The 14,033-nt window shown below is 70.3% G+C and carries 13 protein-coding genes; all 13 read right to left on the minus strand.

What is annotated here, in order from left to right:
• Positions 1–5: 5 nt before the first annotated feature.
• Positions 6–125 (minus strand): DUF6126 family protein, encoded by a 120-nt coding sequence (locus IF78_RS43565; protein WP_037640273.1) that lies wholly within the window; start codon positions 123–125, stop codon positions 6–8.
• Positions 122–754, minus strand: a complete 633-nt coding sequence (locus IF78_RS0112055; protein ID WP_031481093.1) for a helix-turn-helix domain-containing protein — start codon at positions 752–754, stop codon at positions 122–124. Before IF78_RS0112055 ends, IF78_RS43565 begins: the two co-directional genes overlap by 4 nt.
• A gap of 95 nt (positions 755–849) precedes the next feature.
• Positions 850–2,235 (minus strand): aspartate aminotransferase family protein, encoded by a 1,386-nt coding sequence (locus tag IF78_RS0112060; protein WP_031481092.1) that lies wholly within the window; start codon positions 2,233–2,235, stop codon positions 850–852.
• Positions 2,232–4,190, minus strand: a complete 1,959-nt coding sequence (gene dxs / locus IF78_RS0112065) for a 1-deoxy-D-xylulose-5-phosphate synthase (protein ID WP_031481091.1) — start codon at positions 4,188–4,190, stop codon at positions 2,232–2,234. Before dxs ends, IF78_RS0112060 begins: the two co-directional genes overlap by 4 nt.
• 31 nt (positions 4,191–4,221) lie before the next feature.
• On the minus strand, positions 4,222–5,397 hold the full coding sequence (gene ispG, locus IF78_RS0112070) for a flavodoxin-dependent (E)-4-hydroxy-3-methylbut-2-enyl-diphosphate synthase (protein WP_031481090.1): 1,176 nt from the start codon (positions 5,395–5,397) through the stop codon (positions 4,222–4,224).
• A 4-nt stretch (positions 5,398–5,401) separates the two neighbouring features.
• A complete protein-coding gene (gene hpnH, locus IF78_RS0112075; RefSeq protein WP_031481089.1) occupies positions 5,402–6,424 on the minus strand; it encodes an adenosyl-hopene transferase HpnH in 1,023 nt (340 codons plus the stop codon).
• A 5-nt stretch (positions 6,425–6,429) separates the two neighbouring features.
• Entirely contained in the window at positions 6,430–7,071 is a 642-nt protein-coding gene (locus IF78_RS0112080) for a 5'-methylthioadenosine/S-adenosylhomocysteine nucleosidase family protein (RefSeq protein WP_031481088.1), read from the minus strand.
• A complete protein-coding gene (shc, locus tag IF78_RS0112085) occupies positions 7,071–9,104 on the minus strand; it encodes a squalene--hopene cyclase (RefSeq protein WP_031498244.1) in 2,034 nt (677 codons plus the stop codon). The genes IF78_RS0112080 and shc overlap by 1 nt, the downstream gene beginning before the upstream one ends.
• 143 nt (positions 9,105–9,247) lie before the next feature.
• The gene (locus IF78_RS0112090; RefSeq protein ID WP_031481086.1) at positions 9,248–10,312 is read right to left on the minus strand and encodes a polyprenyl synthetase family protein; all 1,065 of its coding nucleotides are present in this window, start codon (positions 10,310–10,312) and stop codon (positions 9,248–9,250) included.
• Positions 10,313–10,383: 71 nt separating this feature from the next.
• A complete protein-coding gene (hpnE, locus tag IF78_RS0112095; RefSeq protein WP_031481085.1) occupies positions 10,384–11,808 on the minus strand; it encodes a hydroxysqualene dehydroxylase HpnE in 1,425 nt (474 codons plus the stop codon).
• Complete coding sequence (locus IF78_RS50845; protein WP_369122747.1) at positions 11,805–11,948, minus strand: DUF6380 family protein; 144 nt, start codon at positions 11,946–11,948, stop codon at positions 11,805–11,807. Before IF78_RS50845 ends, hpnE begins: the two co-directional genes overlap by 4 nt.
• Positions 11,948–12,898, minus strand: coding sequence for a presqualene diphosphate synthase HpnD (gene hpnD, locus IF78_RS0112100; protein WP_031481084.1), 951 nt, complete (start codon positions 12,896–12,898; stop codon positions 11,948–11,950). The genes IF78_RS50845 and hpnD overlap by 1 nt, the downstream gene beginning before the upstream one ends.
• A complete protein-coding gene (gene hpnC, locus IF78_RS0112105) occupies positions 12,895–13,794 on the minus strand; it encodes a squalene synthase HpnC (RefSeq protein ID WP_031481082.1) in 900 nt (299 codons plus the stop codon). The genes hpnD and hpnC overlap by 4 nt, the downstream gene beginning before the upstream one ends.
• Between the last annotated feature and the right edge of the window lie 239 nt (positions 13,795–14,033).

A 14,033-nucleotide genomic window follows, 5' to 3' on the forward strand; every position in this document is an offset into this window, starting at 1 on the left:
CGCGCCTACGTCGCTCCGGCCTCGAACAGCAGGTAGATGAAGGCCGCGAAGACATGACCCACCGCGATGTAGATGATGAGCCGCACCCACAGGGCGCGCGGGAACTTCTCCTCCATGTCGCTCATGGCGTCTCTCCAGGGGTGGGGCCCAGGCACAGGGTGGCCGTGGGGCTCTGCAGCAGGGTGTGGACGAAGAGAAGCTCGACCCCGTCCTGGTCCTGGGCGGCGATGCGGTGCGGGGTGAGCGAGTCGAAGTGCGCGCTGTCGCCGGGCTCGAGCCGGTGCGCGGTGTCCCCGAGGGTCAGCCGCAGCCGCCCCTTGAGGACGTGGAGCCATTCCTCGCCGGGGTGCACGCGCACGATGTCGCCCTGCGATCCGTACGGCACATGGACGCGCAGGGCCTGCATCCCGCGCCCGGGAGCGCCCGCCTGCCAGTACGTCCAGCCGCCGGCCGCTGTCGGCTCCATGTCGACGGCCCGCACGATGGCGTCCCGGTCTGCGACCGTCTCGCCGAGCAGCTCCGAGACGGTCGTACCGTAGATGCGCGCGAGTGCGAGCAGCATCGGCAGTGAGGGCTGGCGTTGCCCGGTCTCCAGCCGGGAGAGGTGGGCGGGCGACAGTCCGGCGGCGCGGGCCGCGGCCTCCAGGGTGAGTGCCGCCCGGCGGCGCAGGGCCCGGAGCTGAGGCGCGACGACGGGCAGGGCCTCGCCCGGCGCCGTCGAATCGCCCTCGGGCTCGTTCTCGGGAGAGCTCATGCGCTCAATTCAGCCGGAGGCTTGCCCCTGCGGCAAATTTCTTGCCTCAGAGGCAAAAGCCTCTCGACCGGCCCGGCATCAGGAACCTCATACCCTCACCGGTTGGCAACCGCCTGCTTGATCAATGTCTTGCCGAAGTCCCACATCAGCCCGCCCCCACTGTGCGCGTCGTCCATCACCTCCGTGAAGGCGTCGACGAACCGGTCCACCTCCCGCTCACCGATGATCAGCGGGGGGATCAGCTTGATCACCTCCAGGTGGTCGCCGGAGACCTGGGTGAGGATGCGGTGCCGCCGCAGCAGCGGTACGACGACCATCTGCGCGAACAGGCCCTTGCGCGCGGCCTGCAGCATGGCCCAACGGCTCCGCAGCTTCAGCGAGTCGGGCCTGCCGAACTCGATGCCGATCATCAGGCCCCGGCCGCGGACGTCGGCGAGGAGCTCGTACTTGTCGATCAGCGCCGCGAGCCGGGACCTCAGCTGCTCCCCGGTAGCGCGCGCGTTCGCGACGATCTGCTCGTTCTCGATGACGGACAGGACCGCGAGCCCGGCCGCCATGGCCTGCGCGTTGGATCCGAAGCTCGCCGAATGGACCAGGACGCGGTCCATGGACGAGTAGACCTTCTTGAAGATCCAGTCCTTGCCGAGGGTGGCCCCGACCGGCACATAGCCACCCGAGAGGGCCTTGGCCACGCACACCAGGTCCGGCCCGACACCGTCCTCGTGCTGGTAGGCGTAGAAGTCGCCGGTCCGGCCCAGTCCCGTCTGCACCTCGTCGGCGATGAGCAGCGCCTTGTGCCTGTGCAGCAGTTCCTGGGCGGCCCGCAGGTAGCCGGGCGGGGCCTCGTGCACGCCCTTGCCCTGGATCGGCTCGACGATGAGCGCCGCCACATCTCCCTTCTTCAACTCCCGCGCGAGGACGTCGACATCACCCAGGGGTACGGCCGTGTCCGGCAGCAAGGGCGCGAAGCCGTCCCGGAAGCCGGACTCGCCGTTCACCGACAGCGAGCCCGTGGTCAGCCCGTGGAAGGCGTGGTCGCAGTACAGGATCCGCGGCTTGCCGGTGACGAACCGCGCGAACTTCAGCGCGGTCTCCACCGCCTCCGTCCCGCTGTTGGCGAAGAACACCCGGTCCAGGTGCGGACTGTGCGCGAGCAGCTTCTCGGCCAGCAGCCCGGGCAGCGGCTGGCAGTCGAAGCGGGTGAGGTCGGCGAGGCCGGCGTCGAGGACGTCGTGCAGCGCCTTGCGGACGACGGGGTGGTGGCGCCCCAGTCCCATCACCCCGAACCCGGCGAGCATGTCCAGGTAGTCGTCACCGTCCGCGTCCCAGAAGTACGCGCCCTCGGCCCGCTCGTAGACCTTGTCGAAGCCGATGGTGTGCAGCATGCGCGGGAGCTGGTGGTTGAGGTGCCTGCCGTGCAACTCGTAGCGCTCGGCTCCGCGCTCGGCGAGGAGGTGGCCGAGGTCGAACTCCGTGGTCATTCGGCTTTCTCCTTGACTGGCACGACGGTACGGCCGTCATGGCCGCCCTCGCCCCGGTCCGGGCCGGCCAGGGTGTCCTCGGCCTCCTTGAGGGCGAGGCTCGCGCTGATCCGACCGGCGATCTCCACGGGCGTGAGCCCGATGTCGGCGAGCACCTCGCCCCGCTTGGCATGCGCGAGGAACTGCTCCGGGATACCGAACCGCCGTACGGGTACATCGACTTCGGCGTCGTTCAGTGCCAGTGCCACGGCGGCGCCGACCCCGGACGAGCGGCTGTTGTCCTCGACGACGGCCACCAGCCGGTGCTGTGCGGCGAGGGGGGCCAGCGCGGGGTCGACCGGCTTGACCCAACGCGGGTCGACGACGGTGCAGTTGATGCCGCGCGCCCGCAGGAGATCGGCGGCCTGGAGGCACACCGGCGCCATCACGCCGACGGCGACGAGGAGGACGTCCGGCTCGTCCTCGTCCCGGTGCAGCACGTCCAGGCCGCCCACTCGGTCGACCGCCGGGATCGACGGCCCGACCGACTCCTTCGGGAACCGTACGAGCGTCGGCGCGTCGTCCACGGCCACGGCCTCGCGCAGTTGCGCCCGCAACTGGTCGGCGTCGCGCGGCGCGGCGATCCGCAGGCCGGGCACGACCTGCAGGATCGACATGTCCCACATGCCGTTGTGGGAGGGCCCGTCGGCGCCCGTGACGCCGGCCCGGTCCAGCACGAAGGTCACCCCGCACCGGTGCAGGGCGACGTCCATCAGCAGCTGGTCGAAGGCACGGTTGAGGAACGTGGCGTAGACGGCGACGACGGGATGCAGCCCCCCGGTCGCCAGCCCGGCCGCCGACACGGCCGCGTGCTGCTCGGCGATCCCGACGTCCCACACCCGGTCCGGGAACCGCTCCGCGAACTTGCCGAGCCCGACGGGGTGCAGCATGGCCGCCGTGATCGCCACGACGTCCTCCCGCTCCTGACCGATCCGCACGATCTCGTCACCGAACACCGAGGTCCAGGACGGCCCGCCCGACGGCGCGAGCGGCTCGCAGGTCAGCGGGTCCATCACGCCGACGGTGTGGAAGTGGTCCTCCTCGTGGGCGAGGGCGGGTTCGTAGCCGCGTCCCTTCTCCGTGAGGCAGTGGATCAGCACGGGCCCGTGGAAGCGCTTGGCCCGCCTGAGCGCGGACTCGACGGCACCGATGTCGTGTCCGTCGATCGGTCCGACGTACTTCAGTCCTAGGTCCTCGAACATGCCCTGCGGTGCGAAGGCGTCCTTGAACCCCTTCTTCGCCCCGTGCAGGGACTCGTAGATCGTGTTGCCCACCAGCGGGGTCCTGAGCAGTACGTCCTTCCCCCAGGCCAGGACCCTCTCGTAGCTGTCGGTCGTGCGCAGGGTGGCCAGATGGTTGGCGAGGCCGCCGATGGTCGGGGCGTACGACCGTTCGTTGTCGTTGACGACGATGATCAGCGGCCGGTCCTTGGCGGCCGCGATGTTGTTCAGCGCCTCCCAGGCCATGCCACCGGTCAGCGCCCCGTCGCCGATCACCGCGACGACGTGCCCCTTCTCCCCCTGCACCTGACGGGCCTTGGCGAGCCCGTCGGCCCAGCCGAGCGCGGTGGAGGCGTGGCTGTTCTCGACGATGTCGTGCTCGGACTCCTCGCGCGAGGGGTAGCCGGACAGGCCGCCCTTGCCGCGCAGCTTGGAGAAGTCCTGACGTCCCGTCAAAAGCTTGTGTACGTAGCTCTGGTGACCGGTGTCCCAGACAATGCGGTCGACCGGTGACTCGAAGACCCGGTGGAGCGCGATGGAGAGTTCCACCACCCCCAGGTTGGGCCCGAGGTGTCCGCCGGTCCTGGCGACCGCGTGCACCAGGAACTCCCGGATTTCATGGGACAGATCATCGAGTTCCGCCTCGGACAGCGCCTTCAGGTCGCGTGGTCCCCGGATGCTCTCCAGAATCGTCACGCTCGGGCCCCCTCTCGGTCCGTGCCTTGCTTCAACTCACCGTCACTGCTGGTTTCCCCGTGACGGTGGGGGCGCCCGATGCGGCCCCGTCCTGTTCCATCTGCTCGGCGATCTTCATCGCCTCTTCGATCAGGGTCTCGACGATCCTGGACTCGGGGACGGTCTTGATGACCTCGCCCTTGACGAAGATCTGCCCCTTGCCGTTTCCGGAGGCGACCCCGAGGTCCGCCTCCCGTGCCTCGCCCGGGCCGTTGACCACACAGCCCATGACGGCTACCCGCAAGGGCACTTCCATGCCCTCCAGGCCGGCGGTCACCTCGTCGGCCAGCTTGTAGACGTCGACCTGCGCGCGGCCGCACGACGGGCAGGAGACGATCTCCAGGCGCCGCTGCCTGAGGTTCAGCGACTCCAGGATCTGGATGCCGACCTTGACCTCCTCGGCGGGCGGGGCGCTCAGGGACACCCGGATCGTGTCGCCGATCCCCCGCGACAGCAGGGCGCCGAAGGCGACGGCCGACTTGATCGTGCCCTGGAAGGCGGGACCGGCCTCGGTGACCCCGAGGTGCAGCGGGTAGTCGCACTGGGCCGCGAGCTGCTGGTACGCCTCGATCATCACGACCGGGTCGTTGTGCTTCACCGAGATCTTGATGTCCCGGAAATCGTGCTCCTCGAACAGCGACGCCTCCCACAGCGCGCTCTCCACGAGCGCCTCCGGCGTGGCCTTGCCGTACTTGCGCAGCAGCCGCTTGTCGAGCGAGCCGGCGTTGACGCCGATGCGGATCGGCGTGCCGTGGTCCTTGGCGGCCCGCGCGATCTCCTTGACCTTGTCGTCGAACTGTTTGATGTTGCCGGGGTTCACCCGTACGGCCGCACAGCCCGCCTCGATGGCGGCGAACACGTACTTCGGCTGGAAGTGGATGTCCGCGATCACCGGGATCTGGGACTTGCGGGCGATGGTCGCGAGGGCGTCGGCGTCGTCCTGCGTCGGGCAGGCCACGCGCACGATCTGGCAGCCGGACGCCGTCAGCTCGGCGATCTGCTGGAGGGTGGCACCGATGTCGGACGTACGGGTCGTCGTCATCGACTGCACCGACACCGGGGCACCGCCCCCGACCGCCACCGGACCGACCTGGATCCGCCGCGACTCACGCCGCTCGGCGACCGGCCGGACCGGTACCTCGGGGACACCCAAGGGGATGGCGGTCATCGTGTCACTCCCGGTTTCCGGAGACCGTCTCGCGCATCGCGCGCAGCGACTCCTTGAGCGAGCCCATGGTGGCCAGGACCGCGGTGGGCTCGTAGCCGCAGTGCGCCATGCAGTTGGCGCAGCGCGGGTCCTTGCCGCGGCCGTACTTGTCCCAGTCGGTCTCCTCGATGAGCTCGCGGTACGTGGGGACGTACCCGTCGGCCATCAGGTAGCAGGGGCGCTGCCAGCCGAACAGGGAGTAGTTCGGGATCGCCCACGCGGTGCACGGGAAGTCCACCTTGCCCTCGAGGAAGTCGAGGAACAGCGGCGAGTGGTTCAGCCGCCAGCGGCGCCGGTTGCCGCCCGCGAAGGCCTTCCTGAACAGTTCGCGGGTCTGCTCCACGCCGAGGAAGTGCTCCTGGTCGGGGGCCTTCTCGTAGGCGTAGGCGGGCGAGATCATCATCTCGTCGACCTTGAGGTCGTCGTTGAGGTAGTTGAGGACCTCGACGATGGTCTGCGGGGTGTCGGTGTTGAAGAAGGTCGAGTTGGTGGTGACCCGGAAGCCGCGCCTCTTGGCCTCCTTGATGGCCTCCACCGCCTCGTCGAACACCCCCTCCTTCGCCACCGACTCGTCGTGGCGCTCGCGCAGCCCGTCGATGTGCACGGCGAACGCGAAGTACGGCGAGGGCTTGAACTTGTCCATCTTCTTGCGCAGCAGCATGGCGTTGGTGCACAGGAAGACGTACTTCCGCCTGGCCACCAACTGGCGCACGATCTCGTCGATCTGAGGATGCATCAGGGGCTCGCCGCCAGCGATGGACACCATCGGCGCACCGGATTCGAGCACCGCTCCCACGGCCTGAGCGACGGGCATCCGCTGCTTCAGCACTCCGGCGGGATGCTGGATCTTGCCGCAGCCCTCGCACTTGAGGTTGCAGGCATAGAGCGGTTCCAGCTCGACGATGAGGGGAAACTTGTCCCGCCTGCGGAGCTTCTGTTCGGCCAAGTAAGTAGCGACCTTGATGGACTGACGCAGCGGCATGGCCATCTGGCTCACCTCCTGGGGAGCAGCAAAGAACGGTGCCATTCATAGAAAGCGGGCAGGACGGAACGAAGGACGCGGAAAGCAGATATTCCACCGCGCAACGTGCCGATCCGGACGAGTTCATGTTCTGGAGCGTCCACGACCACCCGGACGGCCGCAACCGGGCGCTCGCCCGTGCGTACGGCGCTCAGGAGTGTGGCCGCCGACTCCATGTCGACCGCGATAGCGCCGGTCGAGAGCAGGTCGGACCGTTCCTGACCACGGATGACGTGATCGGAGCCGGTGAGTGGTCCGGTGTGGACGGTGCGGCCGGGAACGGTCCGCACAAGCTCTTTGACGAGTAGGTCGGTCCCGGTGCACGGAATGGTTCCCGCCGGATCCCGGGTCTCCTCGGCGACCACCAGATCACCGGGGTGCATCCCGGGAGCGAGCCCGGCGCAGAAGCCCGTGGCGAGCACGGCGGCCCCGCTGAGGGCCGGGTCGGCCAGCATCCGGGTGACGGAGCGTTCAGCCGCCCGGGGCCCCATGCCCGTACGGAGCACGGTGACCGGCCCGCCGGCCCCGCCCCGCTCACCCGTGCGCAGCGCGAGCTGCTCAATGCCGAGCGCGCAGGCGATCAGCAGCGGGGCCGGAGCGGGCTGTGGGCTCATCAGCCCCCCTTGGCCTCGGCCAGCGGTTTCCCGGGCGCCCCGCTCTTCACGGCCAGCTCGGCGAAGGGCTCGCCGTGCACGTACCGGCCGAGCGCGGTGAGGGGGAAGACCTGCCGGTAGAGGTGGTAGTTGATCGAGAAGTCCCAGGGGAACCCGGTGCCGGTGAAGTACGGCTCGTCCCAGGAGCCGTCCTCCCGCTGGGTGACCGCGAGCCACTCGACGCCGCGCTCGACGGCCTTGGAGTCCTTCTCTCCCGCGGCCAGCAGCGCCATCAGCGCCCACGCGGTCTGCGAGGCGGTCGAGGCGCCCTTGCCGCTCCACTCCTTGACGTACTTGTAGGAGCGCAGGTCCTCGCCCCAGCCGCCGTCGTCGTTCTGCACGGACTCCAGCCAGGTGACGGCACGGCGGATCGCCGGGTGCGAGCCCGGGACACCGGCGGCCACGAGGGCGGGTACGACCGATCCGGTGCCGTAGACGTAGTTCACGCCCCAGCGTCCGAACCACGAGCCGTCCGGCTCCTGCTCGGCGAGCAGCCACTGGATGCCGCGCCGGGTGCGCGGGTCGTGGGCCAGGCCCTCGACCGCGAGCATCTCGACGACGTGCGCGGTGACGTCGGCCGACGGTGGGTCGATGACCTCGCCGAAGTCGCAGAACGGCAGCCGGTTGGGGAAGGGGCTGGTGTTGTCGACGTCGAAGGCGCCCCAGGCCCCGTTCCTCGACTGCATCCCGAGGTTCCAGCGCACGCCCCGACCGATCGCCTTCTCCACCCGCTCCGGGTCGTGGTGCTCGACGCGGCGCAGTGCGAGGACCACCTCGGCGGTGTCGTCGATGTCAGGGTAGTTGTCGTTGTGGAACTCGAACGCCCAGCCGCCGGGCGGCAGTTGGGGGCGCTTGACCGTCCAGTCGCCGGGCCGGACGATCTCCTCTCCCAGCATCCAGTCCGCGGCCCTGACGAGCTGCGGATGGTCGGCGGGCACGCCCGCGTCGATCAGCGCGATGGTCGCCAGGCACGTGTCCCAGACCGGCGACTGGCACGCCTCGATCATCCGGGCCCCGTCCTCACGCCACACGGCGAAACGGTCCAGCGACGCCAGTCCCTCGCGCATGACGGGGTGTTCGAGGTCGTAGCCGAGCAGGTGGAGGGCGATGATCGAGTACACGGCCGGCGGCTGGATGCCTCCCCAGCAGCCGTCGTTCTCCTGCCGCTCGATGATCCAGCGGGCCGCGCTGTTCATGGCGGCTCTGCGCAGCTTGCGGGGAGCGACCTTGCGCAGCCGGTGCAGCGCCTTGTCCAGCCGCTGGAAGGCACCGTCCCAACTGGCCGCCGGAGCGAGGGGCTTGGGCGGGTTCGGCTGGGCCGGGTCGGTGTGCAGTTCGTCGAGTGGGAAGGGCGCGGGCCGTACCGGGCGCTTCGCGGAGACGATCGTCAGCGGGACGATGGTCTGCCGGGCCCAGCAACCGAAGTCGTAGATGTTGAGCGGGAACCACTTGGGGAAGTAGATGAGCTCCGGCGGGAGTTCGGGCAGGTCCTCCCACTTCCACCAGCCGAACAGGGCCAGCCAGATCCGGGTGAAGACCCGGGATGCGGCGATGCCGCCCTGCTTGCGGATCCAGGCGGAGGCCTTGGCCATGTGCGGGGCGTCCGGCGCGTCGCCGGCCAGGCGGAGGGCGACGTACGCCTCGACGGTGGTGGAGAGTTCGCCGGGCCCGCCGTAGAAGGTGGCCCAGGTGCCGTCCTCGCGCTGCTCGCCGCGGATGAAGAGCGCGGCGGCCCGCGTGGTCTTCTCGTCCCGGATCCCCAGGAACTGACGGAGCAGCAGGTCTTCGGCGTCCATCGTGACGTTCGTCTCGAGGTCGCCCTTCCACCAGCCCTGGGCGTCCTGCTTCGCCAGCAGGAAGTCGGTGGCGCGCCGTACCGCGCGTTCGGCGGCCTCGTGAACCCCGGCCGCCACGGGGGTTTCGCTGTCGGTGTCGCTGGCCGCGGCTGCCCGGGGCGGCAGTGCCCCGGCGCTTCCGTCGGTCGTCGCTGTCATGGCTTCCCCTTCGTGCAGTGCTACAGGTAGTGCGTCTGCTGTGGGTCCGCCGTCGGCCGGTGCACTTCTTCCAGCGGCACCGGCCGGCGACTACGCGAGGGCTATTCGACCGATACTGATCATCTCTTTTCGCCCGGTGGGGATCATCTCTTTCGTACGACGACGAAGTCGGCGAGTGCCGTGAACCGGTCCCGCACCTGCTCGGGCATGTCGACGGCGTCGAGGGCCTCGACGGCGATGGCGTGCTGACGGCGCGCCTCTTCGGCGGTCCACTCACGGCCGCCCGCCTCTTCGATGAGGGCGGCGCGGGCCGCGAACTCCTCCTCGGAGAAGTTCTCGAAGTCGCTGCTCTTGGCGTCGGCGGCGAGGATCTCGCCGAGCCGCTCGGAGGCGGAACCGCCCGCCGCGAGGGCGGCCACGACCGGCAGGGACTTCTTGCGCTGGCGCAGGTCGCTCCAGGTCTGCTTGCCGGTGGAGACCGGGTCGCCCCAGATGCCGAGCAGGTCGTCGACGGCCTGGAAGGCGAGGCCCAGGTGGTAGCCGTACTTCTCCAGGGTGTCGGCGGTACGCTCGTCCGCGCCGCCGAGCACCGCGCCGATGGAGCTGGCGCAGGCGAGCAGGGCACCGGTCTTGTTGCCTTCCATCTCCAGGCACTCCTCGACGCTGACCCGGTCGCGGTGCTCGTAGGAGATGTCCTGCGCCTGACCGTCGATCAGGGCCCGGGTGGCGGTGGTCAGCCGGCGGGTGGCGCGGCCGGCCTCGACGGTGCCGAGTTCGAGCAGGACCTCGTTGGCCAGGGCGAACAGAGCGTCACCGACGAGGATGGCCTGGGCGGGGCCGTGCACCTTCCAGACCGTGTCGCGGTGGCGGCGCTGTTCGTCGCCGTCCATCAGGTCGTCGTGCAGCAACGAGAAGTTGTGGACCAGCTCGACGGCGACGGCACCGGGGATGCCGACCTCGGGCGCGGCGCCGGTGACCTCGGCGGAGAGCACCGCGAGGGCGGGGCGTACGGCCTTGCCGCCGTCGCCGGCCGTGGGGTTGCCGTCGGCGTCGATCCAGCCGAAGTGGTAGGCGGAAACGGTGTCCATGGGAGGGGCCAGGCGGTCGATCGCCGCCCGCAGTACCGGGGTGGCCAGGGTCCTACCGCGCTCCAGGAGCGCGGTCACGTCCACCGCGGTCTCTCGAGCGGCCTTCTCGGCCGGGGGCACAGTGGGCACAGTCTCTCCTCTTGTTGCGGTACCGGGGGTGCGGGGGTCTGCCGCGCCGAGCTGATGGATCATCAGGCCGCCTCTTCCACGTCGAAGAGGTGACTCGGGCGGGGCCGGCCCAGGGCGCTCAGCGCGGCGCCCGCCGCACTCACGCCACTGCGGACCGCACTCTCCATGGTCGCGGGCCACCCTGTGGCGGTCCACGCTCCGGCCAGGTAGAGGCCGGGGGCCTTGGTACGGGCGCCGGGCCGCAGCCGCCCGACGCCGGGGGTGGGGGCGAACGTCGCGGTGCGCTCCCTGGTCACGAAGAAATCCCTCACCTGCGCGCCGCGTGCCCTGGGCAACAGCCGTTCCAGTTCGGGCAGATAGCGCTCGCGCAGCTCGGCGACGGGTTCGTCGATCTCGTCCTGCGCCGCCGACTGGGACAGGGCGAGGTACTGGCCGTCCCGCAGGCCGGAGGCCTCGGTCCGGTCGAAGACCCACTGCACGGGGGTGCCGAGGGCCGCGAAGAACGGACGGCTGAGGACCTTGCGGTCGTACACGACATGGACGTTGAGGATCGGCGCGGTACCGATCTCGAGGAGCTGCTCCGGCGCGTCGAGCGCACCCTCGGGCAGCAGGTCGTACGCCTCGCGCTGCGCCACGGCGAGCACGACGGCGTCCGCCTGAAGCGTCTCGCCGGGAACCTGGACGCTCCAACGTCCGTTCTCGTCAGTGGAGATGGAGGTGACGCGTGTACGGACCTCGATACGAACGCCCGCCGAGTCGAGCGCCTTGCGGGCCAGCCGGTCGTGCAGTTCGCCCAGCGGGACGCGCGCCCAGCCGATGTCGGCCGCGCCCGGGTCGGACAGCAGACCGGTCTTGAACACCATCGCGGCGAGCCCCAGCGAGGCGTCGCCCGCGACCGCGTTGAGGGTGGCGACCCCGACCAGGTCCCACAGGGCCTCGATGGCACGCGCCGACTGACCGTGCGTGGTCAGCCAGCTGCCGAAGTCCTGCGTGTCCAGGGTCGGATCGGCGAGGTCGAGCCCCTGGAGCGCGAGCGCGGCACGACCGACCTTGGCACGCTCGGCGAGTGACAGATGCGGGTACGTCGCCAGGCTCCGGCCCAGGTGCAGGGGTACGGGCAGCGCGTCGCGCCGCAGTCTGCCGAGCCGTCGGCCCTCGGGCCGCGCCAGGTCGAGCACGGGCACGTCGAGGCGATCCTGCAACGGTGCCAGCGACGTCCCCTCGATGCGGTCGAGGAACCAGCGGTAGGCGGTGCAGCAGCGCAGGTACACGTGCTGTCCGTTGTCGACGGTGAGTTCGCCGCGCTGGAAGGAGAAGGCCAGGCCACCAAGCCGCGGGCGACCCTCGATCAGGGTGACGCGCACCCCGGCGTCGGCGAGCGCGAGCGCGGCGGTGATGCCGGCGAGCCCGCCGCCGACCACGACGGCGGTCCCGGAGCGTCCGGGGATGTCCGCGAGCGACTCTTCGGGCCGCATGCCGTCGGTCATCGTGCACCCTCCCCTGCGCGACCGCGGTGCCGGTGCTCGAACGCCGCACGGCCGGCCGTCTCAGTCAGGGACGCGGCCCGGCAGCGGAGGGTTGCCCGCCACTTTTCGCCGGTGGCATCACCTTGGACCGGAATGTCCATCAGGCGCGCCTCCTGACGGTACGACGGCCGGCATGCCGGGCGTCCAGACCGCTCAGACCGCGCACGGCGACGTAGGCCTTCTCGCGCCCGGGCAGGGAGACCCGGCCGCGCAGCACGGCCGCCGGGTCGCGCTCGATGCGGTCGAGGAGGCGGCGGTAGATGCCGGCCATGGCGGCGACACAGGCACCGCTGCGCCGGTCGAGCATCGGGAGCAGCCGGTAGCCCTCGGCGAAAAGGGCGCGGGCCCGACGCACTTCGAAGTGCACGAGGCCCGCGAAGTCGGAGCCCTCCGGTGGTGTCGGCCCGCTGAATCCTGACGAGCAGCCGAATTTGGCGAGGTCGTCGGAGGGCAGATAGACGCGCCCGCCCTCGGCGTCCTCGCGGACGTCCCGCAGGATGTTGGTGAGTTGCAGCGCGAGCCCGAGCGTGTCGGCATACTCCGGCGCGCGCTCGGCGCCGCGCGCCCCCGGTTCCGTGCCGAACACACCGAGCGAGAGGCGCCCGATGGCGCCGGCGACACAGCGGCAGTAGACCTTCAGATCGTCCCAGGTCTCGTAGGTCTCCCCGCGCACGTCCATCAGGACACCGTCGATGAGCTCGTCCAGTCCGCCGAGCGGGATGGGGAAGGTGCCGGCGGCGTGGGCGAGGGCCACGGCCACGGGGTCGATGTCGTCCTCGTCGACCGCCCGGTCGCGGACCCGGGTCAGCAGCTCCCGGGTTTCCTCGAGTCTGGCGGCCTTGACCTCGCCGGTCAGCGCGCCGTCGCCGATGTCGTCGACGCGGCGCGAGAACGCGTACAACGCGGACATCGCGCGGCGCTTGGGCGTGGGCAGCAGGCGGATGCCGTAGGCGAAGTTACGGGCCTGCCGTCCGGTGACGGCCTCGCAGTAGCTGTAGGCGGCGAGTACCGGTGCGGACACGTGTGGTGCAGACTCCACGGTCCGGATCACCCCTCTCCTCGCAGAGTCACGCCCACCTCGCGCAGCAGTTGGAGCTTGCTCGCCTTGGGCGGGCCGGGAAGTACGTCGTATTCGGCGGCGGCGATCGCGCGGATCGCCGCCCTTCCCCCCGCCACGAAACCCGCGAGCAGCAGCTTGAGCCTGCCGTGGACGCTACCCACCAGGGGGGTGCCTTCATTCAGGAGGCTTTGGGCACGTTCGGCTTCATATGCAACCAGCGCGCGCACCGATGCGCCCGCTGTTTTCACCGACAGATCGGTTTCCTGGACGTGAAAGCGCTTCATGTCCTGGGCCGGCAGATAGATCCGGTCACGGCCGAGGTCCTCGGCGATGTCCTGAAGGTGCTCGACGATCTGAAGTGCCGTGCACACCGCGTCGGAGCGGCGGATCCGCTCGGGGGTCTCGGTGCCGGTGACGGCGAGGACGAGACGGCCGACGGGGTTGGCGGACAGTTCGCAGTAGGCAAGGAGATCGTCGTAGGTCTCGTACCGCCCGACGAGCTGGTCCTGGCGGTTGGCGGCGATCAGGCCGAGGAAGGGCTCGGGGGTCAGCGAGCGGCGGCGGACGGTCGGCTGCAGGCGGCGGAGCAGCGGGTGGCGCGGGGTGCCGTCGAAGACCCGGCGCAGGTCGGCCTCGAAGGCATCGAGCAGGACCAGGCGGTCCTCGGCGTCCGCGGCCGACACGCCGAGCAGCCGGGCGTCGGCGCCGCCGGGGGCGAGATCGCCGTCACCGATGTCGTCGACGAGGCGGGCGAAGCCGTAGACGGCCATGAGGTCGGCGCGCCAGGCCCTGGGCAGGAAGAACGGCGCGACGGGGAAGTTCTCCGCGGCGGCCTTGTCGAGCGTGCCGCGCTCCGGGTCACCCGCGCCCCCGGCCGGTCCCGTCACCGTTGACTGCCCGGGGCGGGGACGGCACAGGCTACTGCGTTGACCTGGGGAGTTTCCATAGCCATTGCCGTCACATCTCCCGTTCTACACCGCCGACCCAATGCATACTATTTCGGACACGCCGCCCAGCCGCCCGCACCGCGGCCCCAGGGAAGGTGGCGTTCCTTATCGCCCTACTTGCCGCGTTTCGGTACCGGTACAGCTTACGTTGTACAACGAGGCCGGGCCTGTGGGGGTGT

Source organism: Streptomyces bicolor (assembly GCF_000719285.1).
Lineage (GTDB): Bacteria > Actinomycetota > Actinomycetes > Streptomycetales > Streptomycetaceae > Streptomyces > Streptomyces bicolor.

What these genes read in the sequence shown, in the direction of transcription:
- IF78_RS43565 (WP_037640273.1), bottom strand. Translation starts at nt 125, where the DNA reads ATGAGCGACATGGAGGAGAAGTTCCCGCGCGCCCTGTGGGTGCGGCTC.
- IF78_RS0112055 (WP_031481093.1), bottom strand. Translation starts at nt 754, where the DNA reads ATGAGCTCTCCCGAGAACGAGCCCGAGGGCGATTCGACGGCGCCGGGC.
- IF78_RS0112060 (WP_031481092.1), bottom strand. Translation starts at nt 2,235, where the DNA reads ATGACCACGGAGTTCGACCTCGGCCACCTCCTCGCCGAGCGCGGAGCC.
- ispG (WP_031481090.1), bottom strand. Translation starts at nt 5,397, where the DNA reads ATGACCGCCATCCCCTTGGGTGTCCCCGAGGTACCGGTCCGGCCGGTC.
- hpnH (WP_031481089.1), bottom strand. Translation starts at nt 6,424, where the DNA reads ATGGCCATGCCGCTGCGTCAGTCCATCAAGGTCGCTACTTACTTGGCC.
- IF78_RS0112080 (WP_031481088.1), bottom strand. Translation starts at nt 7,071, where the DNA reads ATGAGCCCACAGCCCGCTCCGGCCCCGCTGCTGATCGCCTGCGCGCTC.
- shc (WP_031498244.1), bottom strand. Translation starts at nt 9,104, where the DNA reads ATGACAGCGACGACCGACGGAAGCGCCGGGGCACTGCCGCCCCGGGCA.
- hpnE (WP_031481085.1), bottom strand. Translation starts at nt 11,808, where the DNA reads ATGACCGACGGCATGCGGCCCGAAGAGTCGCTCGCGGACATCCCCGGA.
- IF78_RS50845 (WP_369122747.1), bottom strand. Translation starts at nt 11,948, where the DNA reads ATGGACATTCCGGTCCAAGGTGATGCCACCGGCGAAAAGTGGCGGGCA.